General features: G+C 69.0%; 20 protein-coding genes and 1 riboswitch. Of the genes, 9 read left to right on the forward strand and 11 right to left on the reverse strand.

From position 1 onward, the window contains the following. Window positions 1–209 precede the first annotated feature (209 nt). Entirely contained in the window at window positions 210–2,147 is a 1,938-nt protein-coding gene (locus H7F38_RS00465; RefSeq protein WP_187092389.1) for a protease pro-enzyme activation domain-containing protein, read from the forward strand. Between the two features lie 167 nt (window positions 2,148–2,314). Here the strand turns inward: H7F38_RS00465 and H7F38_RS00470 are convergent, their stop codons facing one another. From H7F38_RS00470 to coaA, 3 genes are all read right to left on the reverse strand, one after another. Continuing rightward, window positions 2,315–3,232: an aminotransferase class IV gene (locus H7F38_RS00470; protein WP_222618346.1), complete on the reverse strand. Its 918-nt coding sequence runs from the start codon at window positions 3,230–3,232 to the stop codon at window positions 2,315–2,317. A 138-nt stretch (window positions 3,233–3,370) separates the two neighbouring features. After that, window positions 3,371–4,513, reverse strand: coding sequence for a HoxN/HupN/NixA family nickel/cobalt transporter (locus H7F38_RS00475; protein WP_187094385.1), 1,143 nt, complete (start codon window positions 4,511–4,513; stop codon window positions 3,371–3,373). Window positions 4,514–4,546: 33 nt separating this feature from the next. Continuing rightward, window positions 4,547–4,745: riboswitch (cobalamin riboswitch) on the reverse strand. A gap of 67 nt (window positions 4,746–4,812) precedes the next feature. Further along, window positions 4,813–5,835: a type I pantothenate kinase gene (gene coaA / locus H7F38_RS00480; RefSeq protein ID WP_187092390.1), complete on the reverse strand. Its 1,023-nt coding sequence runs from the start codon at window positions 5,833–5,835 to the stop codon at window positions 4,813–4,815. A gap of 108 nt (window positions 5,836–5,943) precedes the next feature. Here coaA and H7F38_RS00485 point away from each other — a divergent pair, with 108 nt between their 5' ends. The 5 genes from H7F38_RS00485 to H7F38_RS26340 all read left to right on the forward strand — a co-directional run bounded on the left by H7F38_RS00485 (window position 5,944) and on the right by H7F38_RS26340 (window position 9,910). Continuing rightward, on the forward strand, window positions 5,944–7,050 hold the full coding sequence (locus H7F38_RS00485; protein ID WP_187092391.1) for a folate-binding protein YgfZ: 1,107 nt from the start codon (window positions 5,944–5,946) through the stop codon (window positions 7,048–7,050). Beyond that, window positions 7,050–7,997 carry a threonine/serine dehydratase gene (locus tag H7F38_RS00490; protein ID WP_187092392.1) on the forward strand — a complete coding sequence of 316 codons (948 nt, stop codon included), beginning with the start codon at window positions 7,050–7,052 and terminating at the stop codon, window positions 7,995–7,997. Before H7F38_RS00485 ends, H7F38_RS00490 begins: the two co-directional genes overlap by 1 nt. Further along, window positions 7,990–8,532 (forward strand): 3-keto-5-aminohexanoate cleavage protein, encoded by a 543-nt coding sequence (locus H7F38_RS00495; protein WP_222618349.1) that lies wholly within the window; start codon window positions 7,990–7,992, stop codon window positions 8,530–8,532. Before H7F38_RS00490 ends, H7F38_RS00495 begins: the two co-directional genes overlap by 8 nt. A 34-nt stretch (window positions 8,533–8,566) precedes the next feature. After that, window positions 8,567–9,520, forward strand: a complete 954-nt coding sequence (locus H7F38_RS00500; RefSeq protein WP_187092394.1) for an asparaginase — start codon at window positions 8,567–8,569, stop codon at window positions 9,518–9,520. A 141-nt stretch (window positions 9,521–9,661) separates the two neighbouring features. Continuing rightward, entirely contained in the window at window positions 9,662–9,910 is a 249-nt protein-coding gene (locus tag H7F38_RS26340) for a DUF3073 domain-containing protein (protein ID WP_187092395.1), read from the forward strand. Between the two features lie 222 nt (window positions 9,911–10,132). Here the strand turns inward: H7F38_RS26340 and H7F38_RS00510 are convergent, their stop codons facing one another. The 4 genes from H7F38_RS00510 to H7F38_RS00525 all read right to left on the reverse strand — a co-directional run bounded on the left by H7F38_RS00510 (window position 10,133) and on the right by H7F38_RS00525 (window position 14,224). Continuing rightward, window positions 10,133–10,792 (reverse strand): Pr6Pr family membrane protein, encoded by a 660-nt coding sequence (locus tag H7F38_RS00510; protein WP_187092396.1) that lies wholly within the window; start codon window positions 10,790–10,792, stop codon window positions 10,133–10,135. Between the two features lie 151 nt (window positions 10,793–10,943). After that, complete coding sequence (gene purM / locus H7F38_RS00515) at window positions 10,944–12,041, reverse strand: phosphoribosylformylglycinamidine cyclo-ligase (protein WP_222618350.1); 1,098 nt, start codon at window positions 12,039–12,041, stop codon at window positions 10,944–10,946. A gap of 115 nt (window positions 12,042–12,156) precedes the next feature. Beyond that, window positions 12,157–13,650 carry an amidophosphoribosyltransferase gene (gene purF, locus H7F38_RS00520; protein ID WP_187092397.1) on the reverse strand — a complete coding sequence of 498 codons (1,494 nt, stop codon included), beginning with the start codon at window positions 13,648–13,650 and terminating at the stop codon, window positions 12,157–12,159. A gap of 205 nt (window positions 13,651–13,855) precedes the next feature. Next, window positions 13,856–14,224 carry a sterol carrier family protein gene (locus H7F38_RS00525; protein ID WP_370531320.1) on the reverse strand — a complete coding sequence of 123 codons (369 nt, stop codon included), beginning with the start codon at window positions 14,222–14,224 and terminating at the stop codon, window positions 13,856–13,858. A 97-nt stretch (window positions 14,225–14,321) separates the two neighbouring features. On the opposite strand from H7F38_RS00525, the gene H7F38_RS00530 reads away from it, so the two are divergent. Continuing rightward, the gene (locus tag H7F38_RS00530; protein WP_187092399.1) at window positions 14,322–15,002 is read left to right on the forward strand and encodes an alpha/beta hydrolase; all 681 of its coding nucleotides are present in this window, start codon (window positions 14,322–14,324) and stop codon (window positions 15,000–15,002) included. Here H7F38_RS00530 and H7F38_RS00535 read toward each other — a convergent pair. From H7F38_RS00535 to purS, 4 genes are read right to left on the reverse strand one after another with little or no spacing between them, the layout of a single operon-like run. Beyond that, the gene (locus H7F38_RS00535; RefSeq protein ID WP_187092400.1) at window positions 14,950–15,687 is read right to left on the reverse strand and encodes a copper homeostasis protein CutC; all 738 of its coding nucleotides are present in this window, start codon (window positions 15,685–15,687) and stop codon (window positions 14,950–14,952) included. The two genes, H7F38_RS00530 and H7F38_RS00535, sit on opposite strands and share 53 nt — an antisense overlap. Before the next feature lie 6 nt (window positions 15,688–15,693). After that, window positions 15,694–18,012, reverse strand: a complete 2,319-nt coding sequence (purL, locus tag H7F38_RS00540) for a phosphoribosylformylglycinamidine synthase subunit PurL (RefSeq protein ID WP_187092401.1) — start codon at window positions 18,010–18,012, stop codon at window positions 15,694–15,696. After that, window positions 18,009–18,713 (reverse strand): phosphoribosylformylglycinamidine synthase subunit PurQ, encoded by a 705-nt coding sequence (gene purQ / locus H7F38_RS00545; protein ID WP_187092402.1) that lies wholly within the window; start codon window positions 18,711–18,713, stop codon window positions 18,009–18,011. Before purQ ends, purL begins: the two co-directional genes overlap by 4 nt. Continuing rightward, window positions 18,710–18,970 (reverse strand): phosphoribosylformylglycinamidine synthase subunit PurS, encoded by a 261-nt coding sequence (gene purS / locus H7F38_RS00550; protein WP_187092403.1) that lies wholly within the window; start codon window positions 18,968–18,970, stop codon window positions 18,710–18,712. Before purS ends, purQ begins: the two co-directional genes overlap by 4 nt. A gap of 164 nt (window positions 18,971–19,134) precedes the next feature. Here purS and H7F38_RS00555 point away from each other — a divergent pair, with 164 nt between their 5' ends. Next, window positions 19,135–20,055 carry a DUF559 domain-containing protein gene (locus H7F38_RS00555; RefSeq protein ID WP_187092404.1) on the forward strand — a complete coding sequence of 307 codons (921 nt, stop codon included), beginning with the start codon at window positions 19,135–19,137 and terminating at the stop codon, window positions 20,053–20,055. 50 nt (window positions 20,056–20,105) lie between these two features. After that, window positions 20,106–20,990 carry an alpha/beta hydrolase-fold protein gene (locus tag H7F38_RS00560; RefSeq protein ID WP_187092405.1) on the forward strand — a complete coding sequence of 295 codons (885 nt, stop codon included), beginning with the start codon at window positions 20,106–20,108 and terminating at the stop codon, window positions 20,988–20,990. Window positions 20,991–21,109: the final 119 nt, after the last annotated feature.

Consider the following 21,109-nt stretch of genomic DNA (forward strand, 5'->3'; position numbering starts at 1 on the left):
GGGTCAGCCGAATGGGTGATTAGGTAAGCAAATTACGTTCGTTCGGCCCACAGCCGTGCGTGATCCGAGGGCCTCTGGGCCCACGAATGGTGAGGAAGCCTGAAGGCCCTTGACGGTGACGGGGCCGTGGGTATCGGCTGTCGGAGGCAGTCTCGGCGACCCGTGACCCTCCCGGCCGCGGGGCCGATCATCGTCCGAAGGGATAGCGCATGCATTTGCGTGGACGTATTACCGTGTTCGCCGCGGCCAGCGCGCTGGCGGTTGCGGCACTCGGTCAGGGGGGTGTGGCCACCGCGGCCACCGCGACACCCAGTGCAGCCGGCCATCATCCGGTCCCGAACAGCACGCCCCAGTGGCTGGGCAGTGCGAAACATCTGGGCGCCGTCAGCACCGCGAGCGCGGTCGACTTCAGGGTCTACCTCACCCCGCGCGGCGGTACGGCCGCCGTGCAGAAGGCTGTCGCGGCAGTGTCCACTCCTGGTTCCGCGAACTACCGGAAGTTCCTGACCCCGGCCACTTATCACAGCACCTACGACCCGAGCGCCTCGACGGTCGCCTCGGTCCGGAGCTGGCTCGCCAGTGATGGCCTCAAGGTCCGGTCGGTCGCCGAATACAACTCCTACCTCCAGGTCAGCGGCACGGCCGCCCAGGCCCAGAAGGCATTCAGCACGACGATCGCCAGGTACACCCACAACGGAATGACGGTCCAGGCGAACACCACGCCGCTGACGGTCCCCGCCGCCGTCGCCGCCTCCGTGCTCACCGTGACCGGCATCGACACCACGCCGTCGCTCATGAAGGCGCAGGCGGTGGCCCCCGCCCCGCCGCCCACCGGTTTCAACAACGCCCGCCCGTGCTCCCAGTCCTACGGGCAGCTGACGGCCAAGTTCCAGGCCGACTACAAGACCCCACTGCCCAAGTTCAATGGCAAGTACCTGCCGTTCGCGGTGTGCGGCTACACCGGTCCACAGTTACGGGCGGCCTATGAAGGCAGCACCGTGCTCGACGGAACCGGCGTCACCGTCGGCATCGTCGATGCCTACCAGTCGCCGACGCTGGCTGCCGACGCCAACCAGTACGCCACCGGACACGGCGACGGCTCCTACCTCAAGGGACAGCTGAAGCAGGTCGTTCCCAAGACGTTCACCAACCAGGACCTCTGCGATGCGTCCGGCTGGTACGGCGAGCAGTCCCTCGACGTGGAAGCCGTGCACGCCATGGCTCCCGCCGCCAACATCCGCTACTACGGCGCGGCCAGCTGCCTGGACAGCGATTTCCTGACCACCATCACCAAGGTGGTCAACCAGAACCAGGTCCAGGTCGTCAGCAACTCCTACGGTGAGCCGGACGGCGCGCTGAGCACCGGCTCGATCGTCGCCAACGAGGCGGTCTTCATGCAGGGTGCGCTGCAGGGCATCAGCTTCCTCTTCTCCTCGGGGGACAACGGCGACGAACTGGCCAACACCGGGATCAAGCAGTCGGACTCCTCCGCGTCCGATCCGTACGTCACGGCAGTGGGCGGAACGTCCACGGCCATCGACGCGAGTGGCTCGCTGGCGTTCCAGACCGGCTGGGGCACCAACAAGTACTCGCTGTCCTCCACCAACACCTGGACCTCGCGCGGCTTCTCCTACGGTGCAGGCGGCGGCTTCTCGACCCTGTTCAACCGCCCGGCCTACCAGAATGGCGTCGTGCCGGCGTCAGCTCCCCCCGGCCGCGCCGTTCCGGACGTCGCGATGGATGCCGATCCCACCACCGGCATGCTGATCGGCGAGACCCAGACGTTCCCGGACGGCGTGCACTACGGCGAGTACCGCATCGGCGGCACCAGCCTGGCCTCGCCGTTGTTCGCGGGTATGACGGCCCTGCTGATCCAGCACGCCGGAGGTGGTCTCGGCTTCCTCAACCCGATCATCTACGGCCAGGTCAAGGCCGGGACCTTCACCGACGTGGCGGGCAAGCCGAAGGACGTGGGCAACGTCCGGGTCGACTTCGCCAATGGCACCGACGCGAGCGGTGGCCTGCTCTACTCCATCCGGACCTTCAACCAGGACTCGAGCCTGACCACGGTCCCCGGCTGGGACGACGTCACCGGCGTCGGCGTGCCGAACACCGGCTGGCTGACGAGCATCTCGCCGACCGGCTGACCGCCGACCAGCTGATCGTGGCCGGCTGACCGCCGACCGGCTGACCGCCGACCAGCTGATCGTGGCCGGGACGACCCGGTGACCGCTGCACTGGAACCCGCTGGGGTGACGGTCCTCTCCCAGGACCGTCACCCCAGCGGCGTTTCCGGCGCACTGCCGGCCCCGGTTCAGGGGCAGTCCAGCAGCCCCTGCAGTTCGCTCGATCGCCAGCTGTCACCGCGGGGTGATCCGTCGATGCTCGTCACCTGCGTCAGCAACCGAATGCTGGAGGCCAGGAACACCCCGTCCGCCCCCAGCAGGTCGTCGCGCGTCAGCGCTCGGTAGGCGGTGGACCATCCGGCGTCCTGTGCGGCTCGGAACAGGCGAACGACGGTGATCCCGTCCAACACGCCCTCCAGCGGGGGGGTCAGCAGGGTGCGGCCCCGCAGGAGCACCACGGTGGCCGTCGGCGCCTCCAGCACGCCCCCGTCGGAGCCGATGAAGATGACGTCGTCCGCGTCGTGAGCCGAGGCATATCGCAGCGCCGCCATGTTGATCGCATAGGAGAGCGTCTTGGCGCCGGCCAGCAACCATGGAGCGGCGGCCGCGGCGGGCCCGCTGAATCCACGGTCCAGGAGCAGTACCCGGACACCGGTCACCCGTTGCCGCACAGCGGTTTCCGAGACTGCACTTCCGGTGACGTAGCAGGTGGGAACGCCATGTTCCGGTCCGCGCGTGGCGATCAGTCGGAGCACCATGTCGCCGCCGGACCAGGAATCGAGGACCGCGTCGATGCCGCGCTGCCAGTCCATCGGATCCGGGAGGACCAGGTCGGTCATCCTGGCCGAGATGGCCATCCGGGCAAGGTGTTCCTCGAGATCCCGAGGTGTGCCGGCATGGACCAGCGTGGTTTCGAAGACGCCGTCCCCTCTGGTGACGCCGGCATCGTCCGGGCGCAGGAGCGGCACGGTCGAGGGCACCAGGCGCCCGTCCAGCAGGCCGACCACCATCGTCGGCGTCCGGCCCGCGAAGCCGGGCCGCGGCGCGCCGGAGGGGGAATCGTTGCTCTGCTGGTCGGCGGCGGTGGTCACCATCTGTTCTGTCACGCAGACCAGCGTATTGGTGAGGTCAACCACCGGGTCCGGACCTGAGGTCCGGGTAGAGATCTGCGTCGCACAGTGCGGCTCGCCCGCGGGGCGTACCGGGCTCCGTCGGGTCCGGCTCGCAGGAGCAGGTTCGAGTGGTCAGGGCGGCTCGGTACCCGGGCGCGCCACTGCTGACTCCAGAGGTGTTGGCAGCGACCACTTCTCCTCGACCCGGGCGAGCTTCCAGTAGGCGATCGCGGCCCCCCAGACCATCACGAACAGCCCGACCACGATGAAGCCCACGTTGCCCAGATCGATACCGGCGATCCAGTCGACCACCGGGTTGCTGATCTCGAACCGGTGGTGCAGCACCCCGATCAGCTCGATGCTGCCGATCAGCAGCGCCACCGCCACCGAGAGCCCCGTGATGGTGAGGTTGTAGTAGACCTTCCTGATCGGATTGGCGAACGCCCAGCGGTAGGCCACGTTCATGAAGGCGCCGTCCAAGGTGTCGAACAGACTCATGCCTGCCGTGAACAGCAGGGGCAGCACGAGGACGGCGTACCACGGCAGTCCGGCGGCGGCACCGCTGCCGGCGAGCACCAGCAGGGTGATCTCGGTGGCCGTGTCGAAACCGATGCCGAAAAGCAGCCCGATCGGATACATCTGCGCCGGATGCCTGATCGAGGACATCAGCGGCCGCAGGATGCGGGTGATGAAGCCGCGATCGTCCAGTGCGGCGTCAAGGGCGTGCGCGTCGTAGCCCTCGGACCTGGCCCGCCGGTACACCCGGACGATGCCCAACAGGGCGAGGAGGTTGATGAAACCGATCAGCAGCAGGAACAATCCCGACACCGAGGTGCTGACCAGCCCGAGAATCTGGTGCGCCTCGGAACTCTCGCTGCCCAGGCCGGCCACCGCACGGACGCCGAACGCCACCAGCGCAGCGAGCACGAAGACCACCGTGGAATGTCCGAGGGCGAACCAGAACCCAACGGACACCGGCCGTTTCCCGTCGGCGAGCAGCTTCCGGGTGGTGTTGTCGATCGCCGCGATGTGGTCGGCATCGAAGGCATGTCGCATCCCGAGCGTGAAGGCCGTGACACCCAGCCCGACACCGAACACCTGCTCACCCAGCTTGAGATGCTGCGGGGCAACCACTCCGAGCAGGACGACCCAGGCCACCGCGTTCATGGCCAGGATGACGACCATGATCACTGCGGAGCTCCGCCACTCCGCACGTGACAACCGGCCCGGCGGGGGCACAACGGGACGGGCGGATCCGTCAGGGGAGACAGGCATAGCGGGAAATCCCTCTTCCAACACCTCGTGGACAGGACACAGCAGCGTCATGGCCGGTCTCCTGGCTCGCAGACCCCGGACGAGGACCGGGGCTGGGTTCGCCTTCCCGGACCGTGAGATCCAGTGGCGAGAAGAACCCAACTTGCTTCTGCTGACAGTGGCGAGGGCCGCTCCGGTTTCACACCGGATTCCCGAACACCGTGACGGGGAAACCGTAGTCGGCTCCTCCGGGCTGCGGCAAGCCACCCCGTACCGACCGGCCCCCCCGCTGGGTCGGCGCGGGGTCGGCGCGGGGTCGATCAGAGCTTGCGCAGACGAACCTTCGTCACCGCGTGATCCGGGCCCTTGGTCAGCACCAGGTTGGCGCGGCCACGGGTGGGAAGAATGTTCTCCACCAGGTTGGGTGCATTGATGCTGTCCCAGAACTGACCGGCCAGCTCCACGGCCTTCTCGTCGCTCACCACCGCGAAACGCGCGAAGAACGAGTCCGGATCGGAGAACGCGCCGTGCCGGAAGCTCAGGAATCGATCGGTGTACCAGCGCTTGATGTCCGGCGTCTCGGCATCCACGTAGATGGAGAAGTCGAAGAAGTCGCTGACGGCGAGCGCGCTGCGGCCCTCGTCATCCAGGCGCGCCGGCTGCAGCACGTTGAGGCCCTCGACGATCAGCACGTCCGGCCGGTGCACGACGACCTCGTCGTCGGTGAGGATGTCGTAGGTCAGGTGGTCGTACTTCGGGGCACGCACCTCGGCGGCTCCCGACTTGACCTCGGCCACGAACCGAAGCAGCGCCCGCCGGTCGTACGACTCGGGAAAACCCTTGCGCGCCATCAGGCCCCGCTCCTCGAGCACCGCGTTGGGGTAGAGGAATCCGTCGGTGGTGACCAGCTCCACCCGCGGCGTGTCCGGCCAGCGGGCGAGCATCTCGCGCAGCACCCTGGCGGTGGTCGACTTGCCCACGGCGACCGACCCGGCCACGCCGATGACGAACGGTGTCCGCGACGCCTGCTCGCCCAGGAAGGTGGAGGTGACCTTGTGCAGCTCGCCCGTCCCGGCCACGTAGAGGTTGAGCAGCCGGGACAGCGGGCGGTAGATCGTGTCGACCTCGGCGAGGTCGATCGGGTCGCCGAGGCCGGAAATCCGCTCCAGTTCCTGCTCCGTCATCGGGAGAGGAGTCGCCTTCGCCAGCGACGCCCACTGGTCGCGGTCCAGCTCCACGTACGGCGTGATACCCGAACCGTTGAAGACGGGAGGGCTCTGCAGCGCCGTGAGGGCGCCCGCCCAGGCTCGATCCCGATGGTTGACTTCGTCGTCACCTGCCATGATCTGCAGATCATGCCGCCCCGAACGGCTCAGCGCGCAATCAGCAGGGTGTGACCTGGGCCGCACCGGCGAGAATCGGCCGCGGGGAAGCGCGCCTACGATGGGTGGGTGGCGACTTCCTACCGATCTCCCCTGCTCTCCTTCCCCGATGCGGTCGCGAGCGGCGACGCCGAGGCACCGGATGCGGGTGTGGCCTGGCACTACGGCGATCCGGTCGGGGAACAGCGCGCCGCCGTGCGTGGCACGGCCCTTTTCGACCTGTCCCACCGCGGCGTCATCGCCGTCTCCGGTCCTGACCGGCTGACCTGGCTGAACACGTTGACCAGCCAGCTGCTCACCGATCTACCCGCCGGCGGGGTCACCCAGGCGTTGGTGCTCTCCCCCAACGGTCACGTCGAACACCACATGGGCGTCACCGAGCTGGCCGAGGTCACCTACCTCGACACCGAACCGATGACCGCCGAGGCCCTGCTGAAGTACCTGCAGATGATGATCTTCTGGTCGGAGGTCGAGGTGGCCAGGGTCGACCTGGCCCAGGTCGGCCTGCTCGGTCCGACCACGGTCGACGTCCTCTCGGCGGCCGGTCTGCCCGGGGCGGATCTGACGGCCGGGACCGCTGCCCCCCTTCCCGGGGGCGGGTTCGTCAGGCGCGTCGACGACCGGGTCGATCTGTTCCTCCCGCGGCCGGAGCTGGCTGACGTCGCCGCGACCCTGATGGCGGCCGGAGCCCGTCCGGCGGGCAGCTGGGCCCACGAGGCGTTGCGCATCCCCGCCCACCGGCCGCGGCTCGGCGTCGACACCGACGACCGGACGATCCCGAACGAGGTCAGCTGGCTGCTCTCGGCCGTTCACCTGAACAAGGGCTGCTACCGCGGCCAGGAAACCGTCGCCAGGGTCAACAACCTCGGTCGGCCGCCGCGCAAGCTGGTGATGCTCCACCTGGACGGCTCGGCCGACCGGCTGCCGGAGACCGGTGCGCCGGTGACGACCGCCGACGGGCGGGTCGTCGGGCGCGTCGGGACGGTGGCCCATCACCACGAAGACGGACCGATCGCACTGGCGATGATCAAGCGCTCCCTCCCGCCGGGCACCCCGCTGCTGGCCGACGGGGTCGACGCCGCCGTCGATCCGGATGACCTGGCGGAGGATGCTCCGGCCGGCCCCCCGCAGTCGGCCGTCGACCGCCGCACGTTCACCGATATCCGGCGCCGTTGATGCAGCTGGTCTCGATCGACGAAATCACCGACGCCGCAACGAGGATCGCCGGAGTCGCCGTCCGCACTCCCCTGCTGGCATCGCCGTGGCCGGGACTCTGGCTGAAACCCGAAGGACTGCAACCCATCGGAGCCTTCAAGATCCGTGGAGCCATGACGGCGATGTCCCGCCTTGCGCCGGACGTCAGATCGCGGGGCGTGATCGCGCACTCCTCCGGCAACCATGCCCAGGCGGTGGCGTACGCGGCCAGGATGTTCGGGGTCGACGCCCACATCGTCATCCCCGAGAACGCACCGGCGCGCAAGATCGAGGCGACCCGCGCTCTCGGGGCGACCGTGGAACTGGTGCCGGTGGAGCGGCGATTCAGCCGCCCGGCCGAACTGGTCGCCGAGACCGGAAAGGCGATGATCGCCCCGTTCGACGACCGCAACGTCATCTCCGGGCAGGGCACCATCGGGTTGGAGATAGCCGCCGACTTCACCGGGCCGTTGACGACGGTGCTGGTGCCGATCTCCGGAGGGGGACTGATCTCGGGCATCGCGGCGGCCCTGGCTGCGTTGCGTCCGGACGTGAAGGTGATCGGTGTCGAGCCCGAACTCGCCGGTGACGCCGCCGACTCCTTCCGCAGCGGTGAACGAAAGGCCTGGGCCCCGGCCGACACGGCCCGGACCATCGCCGACGGCCTCCGGACGTTCAGCGTCGGCGAGCTGCCCTGGGAGCACATCCGCAACCAGGTCCACGACATCATCACGGTGAGCGAGGACGAGATCATCGACGCCACCAGACGACTCGCGTTCGAAGCGCGGCTGGTCGCGGAGCCCTCCGGCGCGGTTCCGGTCGCCGCCTGGTTGCACCACCGGTCCCGACTGCCCGACGGGAACGCCGTCGCGGTGGTGTCCGGCGGCAACATCGATCCCGATGTGTTCCGGATGGTGCTGGGTGCCTGAGGTACCCGCTCCGCCTGGGACGCCTGCTCCGCCTGCTCCGGCCGGGACGCTGATCACCGTCGCGCCGGCGGCCGGCCCGATCGGCCACCTGCTCCGGACGGCCATCGACGCCGAACAGGTCGGGGCCACCCGCCTGCACCTTCCGGCGGACCAGCTCGATCTCGACGTGGCCGTCTCGGCGCTGCGCGAGCAGACGACCCTGATCGTCACCTGCGATGCGCACGTGGCGGGACTGGACGTCATCGGCACGGATTTTGCCGACGTCGATCTGGAGCAGACGACGGACCTACCCGCCCTGGTCGCCGAGGTGGCCAGGGTGGTGGCCATGCATCCGGCCGGCGTCAGCATCTGCGGCGCCGGTCCCGCGGCCCTGCCGGTCCTGCTCGCGACGCTGGCCGCCGGCGGCCACGTCAGGGTCGCCGCCGCGGTCAAGGACCACGCCGCGCTGGTCGCGCGGGCCAGCGGGCTGGCCCGGATCGCCGGCCGCGCCCCACTGGACTCCGCGGCGGCCCGACGGCTTCTGGGCACCCCATGACAGCACTGGAACCAACGAGAGGTCGACAGCACTGATGAGCACACCGGTCGAACTGGTGCGGGTGATCCGCTCCGGTTTTCACGAGGGCAGCCACTACGGATCCGTAGTGGTGGTGGACACCGACGGCTCGGTCCTGCACGCCCGGGGTCCGGTCGACGCGCCGGTCTTCCCCCGCTCGTCGAACAAGCCATTCCAGGCGGTGGCCATGCTGGCGGCCGGCGCGCAGCTCGACGGCGCCGATCTGGCCCTGTCGGCCGCCTCCCATTCCGGCGAGGCGATACACACGTCCAGGGTGCGTTCGATGCTGGAGCGCGTGTCGCTCGGCGAGTCGGATCTGGGCTGCCCCGACGCGCTGCCCATGAACGAGACGGCGCGCAACCAGGTGCTCGCGGCCGGCGGGGCCCCGAGCAAGATCTACATGAACTGCTCCGGCAAGCACGCGGGCATGTTGACTGCGTGCGTGGAGCACGGCTGGGACACGGCCACCTACCTGGCCACCGACCACCCGCTCCAGCTGTCGGTCCGCGATCAGGTGGCACGCCTGGCGGAGGAGGAGCCGTCCGCGGTGGGGATCGACGGGTGCGGCGCCCCGCTGTTCGCGATCTCGCTGACCGGCCTGGCCAGGGCCTTCGGCCGGGTCAACGCCGCTGCGCCCGGGACGGCGGAACACGCTGTTGCACATGCCATGCGGGAGTTTCCGGAGATGGTCGGCGGTACCGGCCGCGAGGACACACGTCTGATGCAGGCTCATCGCGGACTGCTGGTCAAGGGTGGGGCGGAGGGCGTGCACTGCGCAGCGCTGCCCGACGGCCGGACGGTCGCGGTCAAGATCATCGACGGCAGCGATCGGGGCCGCATGCCGGTGCTGGTCGCCGGCCTGCGGATGCTGGGCCTGGAGTCCGCTCTGCTGGACGAACTGGGGACCGGCGTCGTTCTCGGCGGCGGCCGCCAGGTCGGCACCAGCGAACTCGCAGCCGGGGTCTTCTGACCCTGCCGCCACGAGACCCATCTGTCGCGGCCGCGTGGGTGGGAGCGGGAGCAGCGAACCTGTACGATCGAGCTACGACTGACAACAGATGCCGGGGCCGCCGACAGGCCGCCCCGCTTTAACGTGCAAGGGGGTCCGCTCATGGGGCGAGGCCGTCAGAAGGCAAAGCAAACGAAGGTTGCCCGGGATTTGAAGTATCACGAATCCTCTTTCGACCCGAATGCTTTGACTCAGGAACTTCGCGGGATCCCGGTTCACCGACCGGCTCCTGTTGTCCAGGACGAGAGCGAGGAAGACGAGTCCTCGTTGTATGCCAAGTACATCGTGGATGACGACGACGATGACGAAGGCCCGGCGACCTCGTACGCCAACGGCTCTGCACGTCGCTGATCTGCTTCTCCCGCTTGATCTTTCCAGCAGTGACCAGGCTGGCTGACGACTGCCCGCCTGATGATCTGACGGCCGGGTGGGCTGGTATCCGGGTTGACTGATGGCCGGGTCGCCCGAGGGTGTGGTCGCCAACTGTCGTTACTGCAGTCGTTCGGTGCCTGTACTCGGGCACCGAACTACTGCAGTAACGGTGTTTGCGGGATCGCGCGCCGGGAGTGAGCGTCAGACGTCGGCGGTTTCGACGGACCTGCTCCTGGCCCCCACCAACACCCGGTCGAGGGCGTTCGCGCCGGCTCCGAGCCCGATGAACAGCAGCGTGATCCAGAGGGCGTTGACCGCCACCCGCAGGTATCCGAGGTCGTGCACGTTGGCGAACGGATAGGGGTACCAGTCCGAGGCCAATGGGCCCCGCACAGCCGTGAAGACCATGTACAGCAGCGGGAAGGCGACGGTCCAGCGCACCACGAATCCGGACGTCAGGCCCCTCGGCCCGAACGTCAGCCACCCGACCAACGCCAGGATCGGCACCACCGTGTGCAGGAACTGGTTGGCGACCTGGGCCCAGGTGTCCAGGTCCAGCAACCCGCTGAGCACGACGTGGAAGACGATGCCCGTCACGGTGATCGCGACGACGCCGATCAGCCTGAACACCTTGAAGACGGTCGAACTGCGATCGACGCGGATGGCCAGCATCAGGCACGTCACCCCGACGATGACGTTCGACTGCACCGTGAAGAACGCGAAGATGTTGAAGGCCCGACCCGCTGCGCTTCCGCCGAACACCGATTCGTCGTTGGCCGAGACGATCAGCTGCACCACGACCCCGATCAGGACGCAGGCGGCGGTGAGGGCGAAGAACGGCCGGGCCCAGCGTGGATTCATGGACCAGAACCTAGCCGATCAGCACGATCCTGCATGGATCAACATTGCGCATTTGGGATCGGTGGGACAGAAGTCGTCAACTTCGTCCATGCGTGCGATGTTGATCCACGCCAAGGACGTTGATCCACACCGAGCCGGGGCCCGGGACGCGTCAGAAGCGGGGGTGATCGCCGCTCAGGGTGGCGCGGGGCTGGTCGTGGCCGGTGCGCTCGACCGTGCCGAGCACCTTCGACGGCACATGACGGGCCGTGAGCACGGCCATCGCACGGTCCACGTCGTCGGCGCCGATCACCGCGACCATGCCGATCCCCATGTTGAACGCCTTCTCCATCTCCTCGCGCTGCACCCGGCCGTGGCCGGCGATGTAGCCGAAGACCGGCGACGGGTTCCAGGTGCGGCGGTCCATGGCTGCCGTCAGGCCGGGCGGGATGATCCGGGCGACGTTGCCGGCCAGCCCGCCTCCGGTGATGTGGGCGTAGGCGTGGACGTCGGCCTCGCGGGCCAGCCGGAGGCAGTCGAGCGCGTAGATCCGGGTCGGCTCCAGCAGCTCCTCGCCCAGCGTTCGGCCGAACTCCTCGACATGGCCCTCCAGCGACAGCCGCGCGATGTCCAGCAGCACGTGTCGCACCATGGAGTAGCCGTTGGAGTGCACGCCGGAGGACTCCATGCCGACCAGCACGTCGCCGGGCCGCACGCGGTCGGGACCGAGGATGTCGTCCGCCTCCACGATGCCGACCGCAGTCGCCGCCAGGTCGTAGTCCTGCGGAGCCATCAACCCGGGATGCTCCGCGGTCTCGCCGCCGACCAGCGCGCAACCGGCCTTGACGCAGCCGTCGGCGATGCCGGAGACGATGGCGGCGATCCGCTCCGGTTCGAGCTGGCCACAGGCGATGTAGTCCTGCAGGAACAGCGGTTCCGCGCCGCAGGCGACCAGATCGTCGACGACCATGGCCACCAGGTCGATGCCGATGGTGTTGTGCACGTCGAGCGCCTGCGCGATGGCGGACTTGGTGCCCACCCCGTCGGAGGACGACGCCAGAACCGGCTCCCGGTAACGATTGATCGGGAGACGGAACAAGGAGGCGAATCCACCGATGCCGCCCATCACCTCGGGGCGATGCGTCTTCTCGGTGAAGGGCTTCATCAGGTCGACGGCTTCCTCACCGGCGGCGATCGAGACTCCGGACCCGGCGTAGGTGGCTCCGGAACCGATCGGATGACGATGATGCCCGGGCGCTTCGTTACTCACAGTTCTAGAAGTCTCCACTTCAGTTCAGTTCAATCAGGTCCGATCAGGATCCGCGAACGGACACCGGGTCGGGACGGCACCGGGGTCGGCACCCGGGTCAGGGACGGCACCCGGGTCAGGGACGACTCAGTGCACCCTGGGATCCGTTGACGTGCCCGTTCACGGCGTGCTCGCCGACGACGCCCCTGGCGATGCCCTCCAGGACGTGCTTGCCGACCTGATCGGGGATGTCGATCGGGTACTCACCGGAGAAGCAGGCCGTGCAGAGCCGGTTGCGCGGCTGCTCGGAAGCCGCGACGAGCGATTCGAGGGAGATGTAGCCGAGGGTGTCGGCGCCGATCGAGCGACGCACGTCCTCGACCTCGCCGGAACTGGCGATGAGTTCGGCGCGGGTGCCGAAGTCCAGCCCGTAGAAGCACGGCCAGCGCACCGGCGGCGACGCGATCCGGACGTGCACCTCGAGGGCGCCGGCCTCGCGCAGCATCCGGACGAGGGCGCGCTGCGTGTTGCCGCGGACGATCGAATCGTCGACGACGATCAGGCGCTTGCCGCGGATCACGTCGCGCAGCGGATTGAGCTTGAGCCGGATGCCGAGCTGCCGGATCGTCTGGGAGGGCTGGATGAAGGTCCGGCCGACGTAGGCGTTCTTCACCAGGCCCTGTCCGTAGGGGATCCCGGACTCCTGGGCGTACCCGATGGCCGCCGGGGTGCCGGACTCGGGTGTCGGGATGACCAGGTCGGCCTCGATCGGCGACTCCTGGGCCAGCCGGCGGCCGATGTCCACCCGGGTGGCGTGCACGCCGCGGCCGGAGATGCTGGTGTCCGGACGGGCCAGGTAGACGTACTCGAAGACGCAACCCTTGGGCTCGGCGGAGGCGAACCGCTCGCTGCGGATGCCGTCCTCGTCGATGGCCAGCAGCTCGCCAGGCTCGACCTCGCGCACGTAGGACGCGCCGACGATGTCCAGGGCGGCGGTCTCGGACGCGACGACCCAGCCGCGGTCCAGGCGGCCGAGCACCAATGGGTGGATGCCGTGCGCGTCGCGCGCGGCGTAGAGGGTGTGTTCGTCGCAGAAGACGAAGTTGAAGGCCCCGCGGAGCGTCGGGAACAGCTTGAGCGCAGCAGCTTCGATGCCGATGTCGGTGGCCGCCTCGGCGAGCAACCGCGTGACGATGTCCGAGTCGGTGGTGGACTTGGACTTCGCGGCCCGGCCGGTCAGCCGCTGGGCCTGGATCGACAGCTCGGCCGTGTTCACCAGGTTGCCGTTGTGCCCGAGGGCGATACCGGAGCCGACCGAGGTGGTCGCGAAGGTGGGCTGCGCGTTCTCCCAGCTACCGGAGCCGGTCGTCGAGTAACGACAGTGCCCGACGGCGATGTGACCCTTCAGTGCCTGCAGGGTCTGCTCGTCGAAGACCTGGGAGACCAGGCCGAGGTCCTTGAAGACGACGATCTCGCTGCCGTCGGCGACGGCGATGCCGGCCGCCTCCTGGCCCCGGTGCTGGAGCGCGTACAGCCCGTAGTAAGTGAGCTTCGCGACCTCCTCGCCGGGTGCCCACACACCGAAGACGCCGCACTCCTCCTTGGGTCCCTGGTCCTGCGCTGCGTCCATCTCAGGATCCAGGAGTGACGAGCCGACCGGCCCATCACTGTCCGGGCGGAGGTTCGTCGGACTGGATGTGGTCGGTGACTGACCGGTACCCACGTAACCGTGCTCCTGTCGAAGGCGCTCGTTGCTGGTGAAAAGCAAAGGGAACAGCGGTACCCCATGCTACCTGCTGAACTCTGCAGTTCGGCCCGATCGTGACCGAAGTGGCTCACCCCGGCGCGAGCGGCAGGTAGCTGCTCAGGTCCGCCTTGGTACCGCTGGCACGCACCCGCCCGGACGCCACGGCGTCCACCCAGGCGAGCCTCCCGACGGTCAGTGCCAACCAGGTGGGACCGTCCATCTCGATGACGTTGGGCGGCGTGCCCCTGGTGTGCCGGATGCCCTCGAAGGCCTGGATCGCCGAGTGGGGCGGCACCCTGACCTCGACCGATCGACCGGGGTGCTGCTGCCCGAAGAACACGAGCGTTGACCGGACCAGTTCCTTCATCAGGGCCCGGTCGGCGACCAACGATCCCTCGTCGTCGACCGGCAGTTCCTGGATCTGCGCGAGTGCGCTACCGGCCTCCGCCGTGCTCACCGCTCGCCTGGCCATGACCTGGGAGCCTAGCCATCCGCGAGGTCCGGGCGGGACACGTCACACCCATCCCGCGGTACGGCGGCGGAGAATCACCACGGTGATCAACTCGCCCGACGGAGCAGCCCTGTCCCCCACCTCGTCTCCGGGCGCCGCGAGCGCAGCCGTCCTCGTCCTGCACGGCGGAGGCACCGACTCCTTCAAGCCCACCAGCTGGCGCAACGTCGCGGTGATCCGGATGGCTCCGTTCGCGAAGGCCGCCGCCCGCCGGAATCCGTCCGCGGCCGTCTATCGGCTGAAGTTCTCGATCCGCGGCTGGAACGGCGACGGCGCGACGGCGCTCCGGGACGCCCGCTGGGCGCTGGACACCATCCGGGAGCGTCACCCCGGACTGCCGATCGTCCTGGTCGGCCACTCCATGGGCGGCCGGGTCGCCCTGCTCACCGGCGGCGACCCGGATGTGACCGGCGTGGTGCTGCTGGAGCCGTGGGCACCGTCGGACGAGCCGACGAGGCAACTCCAGGGCCGGGCGGTCGTGGTCATCAGGGGCGGTCGTGACCGGGTGATCCCTCCGCGGACGACCGATCCGTGGGTGACGCGGGTGGCGAACTCCACGGCCGTCCTGACCCAGCAGATGCTGCCCTGGGCCGGACACGCGATGCTGCGGCGGTTCTGGGTGTGGCATCGGCTGGCCGCCGAAGGCGTGCGGGACATCCTGGGTGGGGCGCTCAGCCCGGCGGCCCGGCCGAACTCCGGCTCAGCGCGTCGATCGTCGCCCTGACGAGGCCGGCCGAGGTCTGAAAACGGGGGCTGTCGTCCATCGGACCGACCGGTACTGCATTTCGAGACCTCGTCTCGGCGGGAACCCTGGCCGAGAAATGGATCTCGCGTACCCCGGTGATGTCGACGATCGCGGCCGCATTGCCAGGATCGACCCCACCGCCGGCCAGCACCCGGAGATCGTCACCGCAGCGCCGCACGAATTCGGCGATCTGCACCATGCCCTGCTCCGCGGTCGGTTTGCCGCCGGAGGTCAGCAGTCGGTCGACGCCGAGCTCCATCAGATCATCCAGTGCCGCCAACGGGTTTCGCGCCGAGTCGAAGGCACGGTGGAAGGTCACCGGGACATCACCGGCTGCGCCGAGGAGCCGAACCATCGCGGGCAGGTCCACACCGCCGTCCCCGTCCAGCGCACCGACCACCACCGACTCGGCACCGCGGTCGATGGCGTATTCGATGTCTTTGGCCATGACCCGGATCTCGTGCTTGTCGTAGTGGAAGTCGCCACCACGCGGACGGATCAGGACGTGCGTGCAGATCACGTCGACGACGGCCTCGATCAGGCCCGCCGACGGCGTGATCCCACCCAGTTCGAGCGCCGCGCACAGTTCGATCCGATCGGCGCCGCCCTGCGCGGCGGCGCGGGCGCCGGCCGCCGACTCGACGCAGACCTCGGTGAGCACCATGCCGACCTATCCGAAGATCGCCGGAAGCGTTCCCTGCCAGGCCTTTCGCAGCACATCCAACGCCAGCTTGGCCACGTCCTGGATGTCCAGGAACTTACCCTCCGGGTTGTGGGCGTCGACCACACCGACCTTCGCCCACGGCTGCTGCCGCATCGTGCACATCTCGGTGAAGCGCAATTCCTCGGTGCGCGGCACGGCGACCAGCACCCGGGCCGAGGATTCGGAGAACAATGCCACGAACGGGTCAAGGCCGAGCGGAAGAACAAGGCGCGCACCGGTCTCGCCCGTCAGGCACATCTCGACGGCCGCCTGGGCGAGCCCACCCTCGGACAGATCGTGGGCGGCGGAGACCATGCCGTCGCGCGAACCCGCCAGCAGGATGTCGGCGATCAGTCGCTCCGCCTCCAGATCGACCCTGGGCGGCAGGCCGCCCAGGTGACCGTGGATCAGGTTCGCCCACTCCGAACCGTCCAGCTCGTCACGGGTCTCACCCAGCAGGATCAGCGTCTCCCCGTCGTCGTGGCCGATCCCCGGGATGATCCGGCGACGGACGTCGTCGATGACGCCGAGCACACCCACCACCGGCGTCGGCAGGATCGCCGTCCCGCCGGTCTGGTTGTAGAGACTGACATTGCCGCCGGTGACGGGGATCCCGAGCACGGCACAGCCGTCTGCGATGCCGTGGATGGCCTGGCTCAACTGCCACATCACGCCGGGGTCCTCGGGCGAACCGAAGTTGAGGCAGTCGGTGACGGCCAGCGGCGTCGCACCGGTGGTCGCCACGTTGCGGTAGGCCTCGGCCAGCGCCAACTGCGCGCCGGTGTAGGGGTCGAGCATCGTGTAGCGGCCGTTGCAGTCGGTCGACATGGCCACGCCGCGGTCCGAATCGTCGGAGATGCGGATGATGCCGGAGTCGCTCGGCTGCGCCAGCACGGTGTTCCCGCGGACGTAGCGGTCGTACTGGTCGGTGATCCAGGCCCGGCTGCACAGGTTCGGCGACGCGATCATGGTCAGCACCAGGTCACCCAGCTCGTCCCGGCCCGGCCTGGGCAGCGAGGCGGAAGTGTTGGCCTGCAATGCGTCCTGGGCGGCGGGGCGCTGCACGAGACGGTTCAGCACCGGGCCGTCGTGGGCGACGGTCCGCGGCAGGACGTCGACGACGACCTCGCCGTGGTGGGTGATCACCAGCCGGCCGGTGTCGTTGACCTCGCCGATGACGTCGGCCTCCACCTCCCACTTGGCGCAGACCGCCAGGAAGGCCTCGACCTTGTCGGGTGCGACGACGGCGCACATCCGCTCCTGCGATTCGCTGGAGAGGATCTCGACGGCCGTCATCCCCTCGGCACGCAACGGGACCTGGTCGAGGTCGACCGACATTCCCCCGTCCCCGGCAGCAGCGAGTTCCGAGGTGGCGCAGGCCAGGCCGGCCGCACCGAGGTCCTGGATGCCGACCACCAGACGCGCTGCGACGACCTCGAGCGTGCACTCGATCAGCACCTTCTCGGCGAAGGGATCGCCGACCTGCACGCTGGGCAGCTTCTTGCGGGCCGCCTTCGAATCCTCTCCGTCGAAGGTGGTGGACGCCAGCACCGACGCACCGCCGATGCCGTCCAGGCCGGTGCGCGACCCATACAGGACGACTTTGTTGCCGGCGCCGCTGGCCTGCGCGGTGTAGAGGTCGGCCGCGCGCAGGACGCCGATGCTGCCGGCGTTGACCAGCGGGTTGCCGGCGTAGGACGCGTCGAAGACGACTTCACCGCCGATGTTGGGCAGCCCCAACGAGTTTCCGTAGCCACCGACCCCACCGACGACACCGTGCACGACCCGCTGGGAGTCCGGGGCGTCGGCCGGCCCGAAACGCAGCTGGTCCATCACGGCGACCGGGCGGGCGCCCATCGCCAGGATGTCGCGGACGATGCCGCCGACGCCGGTCGCCGCACCCTGGTAGGGCTCGACGAAGGACGGGTGGTTGTGCGACTCGACCTTGAAGGTCACGGCCCAGCCGCCCCCGACGTCGACCACACCCGCGTTGTCGCCGATGCCGGCCAGCATCTTGGACTTCATCTCCGGTGTGGTGGTCGTGCCGAAGTACGCCAGGTGGACCTTCGACGACTTGTACGAGCAGTGCTCGGACCACATGACGGAGTACATCGCCAGCTCCGCGGCACTCGGGCGGCGGCCGAGGATCTCGCGGATCGAGACGTACTCCTCGCCGGTGAGCCCGAGCGCTGCGTACGGCTGCACCTCGTCCGGGCTGGTCAGGGCGATCGCGACCGTGTCCTGGACGAAACCGGGCGGATTGGATGCGGCTGGCGCGAAGGTCACGCGGAAACTCCCAGGAGATGGTCGACGACGGAGAGGAAGAAGCCGAGCCCGTCGTCCGTGGGGCCGGTGAGCGGGTCGATCGCGTGCTCGGGATGCGGCATCAGGCCGGCGATCCGGCCGTCTGCCGAGCAGATCCCGGCGATGTCGCGGGCCGAACCGTTCGGATTGGCGGCCACGTCCGGATGCGCGCCACCGACGTACCGGAACAGCACGCGCCCTTCGCCTTCCAGCTCGTCCAGCACGGATTCGGCTGCGACGTAACGGCCTTCGGCGTTCTTCATCGGAATGAGAATCTCGGCACCGCGTTCGTACCTGGTGGTCCAGACGGTCTCGGTGTTCTCGGCCCGCAGCCACTGATCGCGGCAGAGGAACTTGAGTCCGGCGTTGCGGACCAACGCGCCGGGCAGCAGACCGGCCTCGCACAGCACCTGGAAACCGTTGCAGATGCCCAGCACCGGCAGGCCGCCACCGGCCGCCTCGACGACGGATCTCATCACCGGCGTCTGCGCGGCGATGGCGCCGGCCCGCAGGTAGTCACCGTAGGAGAAGCCGCCGGGCACCACCACCGCATCGACGCCCTTGAGGTCGGCGTCCGCGTGCCACAGCGGCACCGCCTCCGCGTCGGAGTAGCGCACCGCTCTGGCCGCGTCGACGTCGTCGAGGGTCCCGGGAAAGGTGATGACGCCGATCCGCGCGGTCACCTGCTCTGCGCTCCCGGGTCTTCGGCCAGGCGCGTGACGGTCCACTCCTCGATGACGCGGTTCGCCAGCAGGTGCCCGGCGATCTCCTCGAGATCCTCGTCGGTGACGGTCTCGTCGACCTCGAGATCGAAGTGCTTGCCCTGACGGACCGAGCTGATGCCCGGGTGACCGGTGCGGGTCAACGCGGCGAGGATGGCCTTGCCCTGCGGATCGAGGATCTCGGACTTGATGACGACATCGACTGCCACGCGCGCCACGGCGGTGGTCCCTTCTCCAGGTGTGTGAACGGGCCCAGTTTATAGGGTTCGATTCGCCCTCGATTTCGGTCCCTTCTGAGTGGCACAGCCACCTTGAAAGGACCTGATCAGCACGATGTGGACAAGCCGGCGGACCAAAGCGCCTGGTGGGCCAGGCTGTGGCTGTGCCCAGGCTCCCTGCTCAGATCCGACCGCTGATCGCGCGGCAGGAGGGACTGATCGGTCGGGACCAGGCGCTGGCTGCCGGTATGACGGTGGCCCAGATCAGGACGCGACTCGATCGGGACGACTGGGTCACGATCCATCCCGAGGTCTATCGGTCCACCGAGCACGAACTGTCGACCTCGGTGTGGGTCCGCGCAGCATCGTTGTGGGCAGGAAGCGGCAGCAGTGTCAGCGGTCATACCGCCGCGTGGTGGTGGGGGCTGACAGACCAGCCACCCGGGTTGATCGAGGTCACCGTTCCGCGGGCAGGTCACCGCCGGTCCAGGCCGCAGGCGCGTGTCGTGCGCAGAAACCTCCCACCGAACGATCGAGCCGTCCATCGGGGCGTTCACGTCACCGGGCTCGCCCTGAGTGCGCTGGACGGTGCGGTCGCACTGGGTCCCGCCGGAGCGGCGATGCTGGACCGCGCACTCCAGCGCCGTCTGCAGCTCGCGGACCTCGAAGCCGCCCACCAGCGGAACCTGGGCGCCAACGGCTCACCGGCCGCCGGCCGGCTGTTGCATGCCGCGGCGGATGGGGCTGCAGCCATCAGCGAGCGACTCCTCCTCAGGCTGCTGAGGAGGTCCGGCCTCTCCGGTTGGAAGGTCAATGCGCGCGTGAGCATCGGCGGCCACGTCATCCGGCCGGACATTGCCTTCCTGGACGAGGGTGTCGCCGTGGAGGTGGACGGCTGGGCCTGGCATCACGAACCCGACCGCTTCCAGCGCGATCGGGTCCGCCAGAACTTGCTCGTCGGGGCCGGCTGGATCGTCCTGAGGTTCACCTGGTTCGACCTCACCCAACGCCCGGAGGAGGTGATCGACCAGATCGAGAATGCTGTCCGTCGACGACGCTCTGATTCGGTCCCTTCGACGTGGTGATGCCACGTCCAGGGGACCGAACCGGAGGACGTTCCAAGCGTCCTCCACCCATGGGGATCAATCGCAGGACGGCGTTGTTCGGCGGGGCCGGTGCCCTGGTGCTCGCGGCCGGCGCAGGGGTGGGGCTCGTCGAGGCCGGGATCGTGCCGGGGCGCGCCCGGCTGGACGCCGATCTCGGCTGGGACGGGGGCGGGGGGACCGTCCCGCAGATCGACCCCGGACCGATGGCCTCGGGTACCTTCGCCTCGGCGGCGCGGAGAACGACCGTCGGCTACTCCATCCTGCGACCGCCCGGGCAGACCAACACGCTGCCGATGGCCCTGGTGCTGCACGGCAGGGACGTCGACCACACCGATGCCGTCCACAGCCTGCACTACGACCGGTACCTGGCCGCGGCGGTGGCCGCTGGAGTCCCACCGTTCGCCCTGGTCACCGTCGACGGCGGCCACGCCGTGTACTGGCACAAGCGCGCGGACGGCGACGATCCGCTGACCATGATCACCGACGAGCTGTTGCCGATCGCTGCCCGGCACGGGCTGCGGACCGACCGGATCGGAGTGACCGGCTGGTCGATGGGCGGGTACGGCGCCCTGCTGATCGGGGGCCTGCTGGGGGCCGGTCGGGTGGCCGCCGTCGCCGCGGTGTCCCCGGCGATCTTCGCCGACTATGCGTCGTCCGCGGCCGGCTCCTACGACAGCGAGGCGGACTTCCGCGCCAATGATCCGAGGACGGACCCCGGGAAGCTGGCCGGGATCGAGGTCCTGATCGACTGCGGCGTCGACGATCCTTTCGCAGAGCAGGCGAAGGCCATGCGCGGCCTGCTGCAACCGGCGCCGGCCGGCGCCATGTCGGGCGGGGCGCACACGTTCCGTTACATGACCAGGGTTGCTCCCGAGCAGATGGCCTTCCTCGGCGCCGCCCTGCACCGCGCCTGATTCGGTCCCTTCGAAGTGGTATAGCCCCTTCCGAGGGACCGAACCAAGGGACCGAACCGTGGGACGGGCCCGTCAACAGGCCGTCAAGATTTCACCCGCAGCCGTCAAGGTTGTCCGGC

Origin of the sequence: Nakamurella sp. PAMC28650 (assembly GCF_014303395.1) — a bacterium.
GTDB lineage: Bacteria > Actinomycetota > Actinomycetes > Mycobacteriales > Nakamurellaceae > Nakamurella.

What these genes read in the sequence shown, in the direction of transcription:
- H7F38_RS00465 (WP_187092389.1), top strand. Translation starts at nt 210, where the DNA reads ATGCATTTGCGTGGACGTATTACCGTGTTCGCCGCGGCCAGCGCGCTG.
- H7F38_RS00475 (WP_187094385.1), bottom strand. Translation starts at nt 4,513, where the DNA reads ATGCCTGTCTCCCCTGACGGATCCGCCCGTCCCGTTGTGCCCCCGCCG.
- coaA (WP_187092390.1), bottom strand. Translation starts at nt 5,835, where the DNA reads ATGGCAGGTGACGACGAAGTCAACCATCGGGATCGAGCCTGGGCGGGC.
- H7F38_RS00490 (WP_187092392.1), top strand. Translation starts at nt 7,050, where the DNA reads ATGCAGCTGGTCTCGATCGACGAAATCACCGACGCCGCAACGAGGATC.
- H7F38_RS00500 (WP_187092394.1), top strand. Translation starts at nt 8,567, where the DNA reads ATGAGCACACCGGTCGAACTGGTGCGGGTGATCCGCTCCGGTTTTCAC.
- H7F38_RS26340 (WP_187092395.1), top strand. Translation starts at nt 9,662, where the DNA reads ATGGGGCGAGGCCGTCAGAAGGCAAAGCAAACGAAGGTTGCCCGGGAT.
- H7F38_RS00510 (WP_187092396.1), bottom strand. Translation starts at nt 10,792, where the DNA reads ATGAATCCACGCTGGGCCCGGCCGTTCTTCGCCCTCACCGCCGCCTGC.
- purF (WP_187092397.1), bottom strand. Translation starts at nt 13,650, where the DNA reads ATGGACGCAGCGCAGGACCAGGGACCCAAGGAGGAGTGCGGCGTCTTC.
- H7F38_RS00535 (WP_187092400.1), bottom strand. Translation starts at nt 15,687, where the DNA reads ATGGTGCTCACCGAGGTCTGCGTCGAGTCGGCGGCCGGCGCCCGCGCC.
- H7F38_RS00560 (WP_187092405.1), top strand. Translation starts at nt 20,106, where the DNA reads ATGGGGATCAATCGCAGGACGGCGTTGTTCGGCGGGGCCGGTGCCCTG.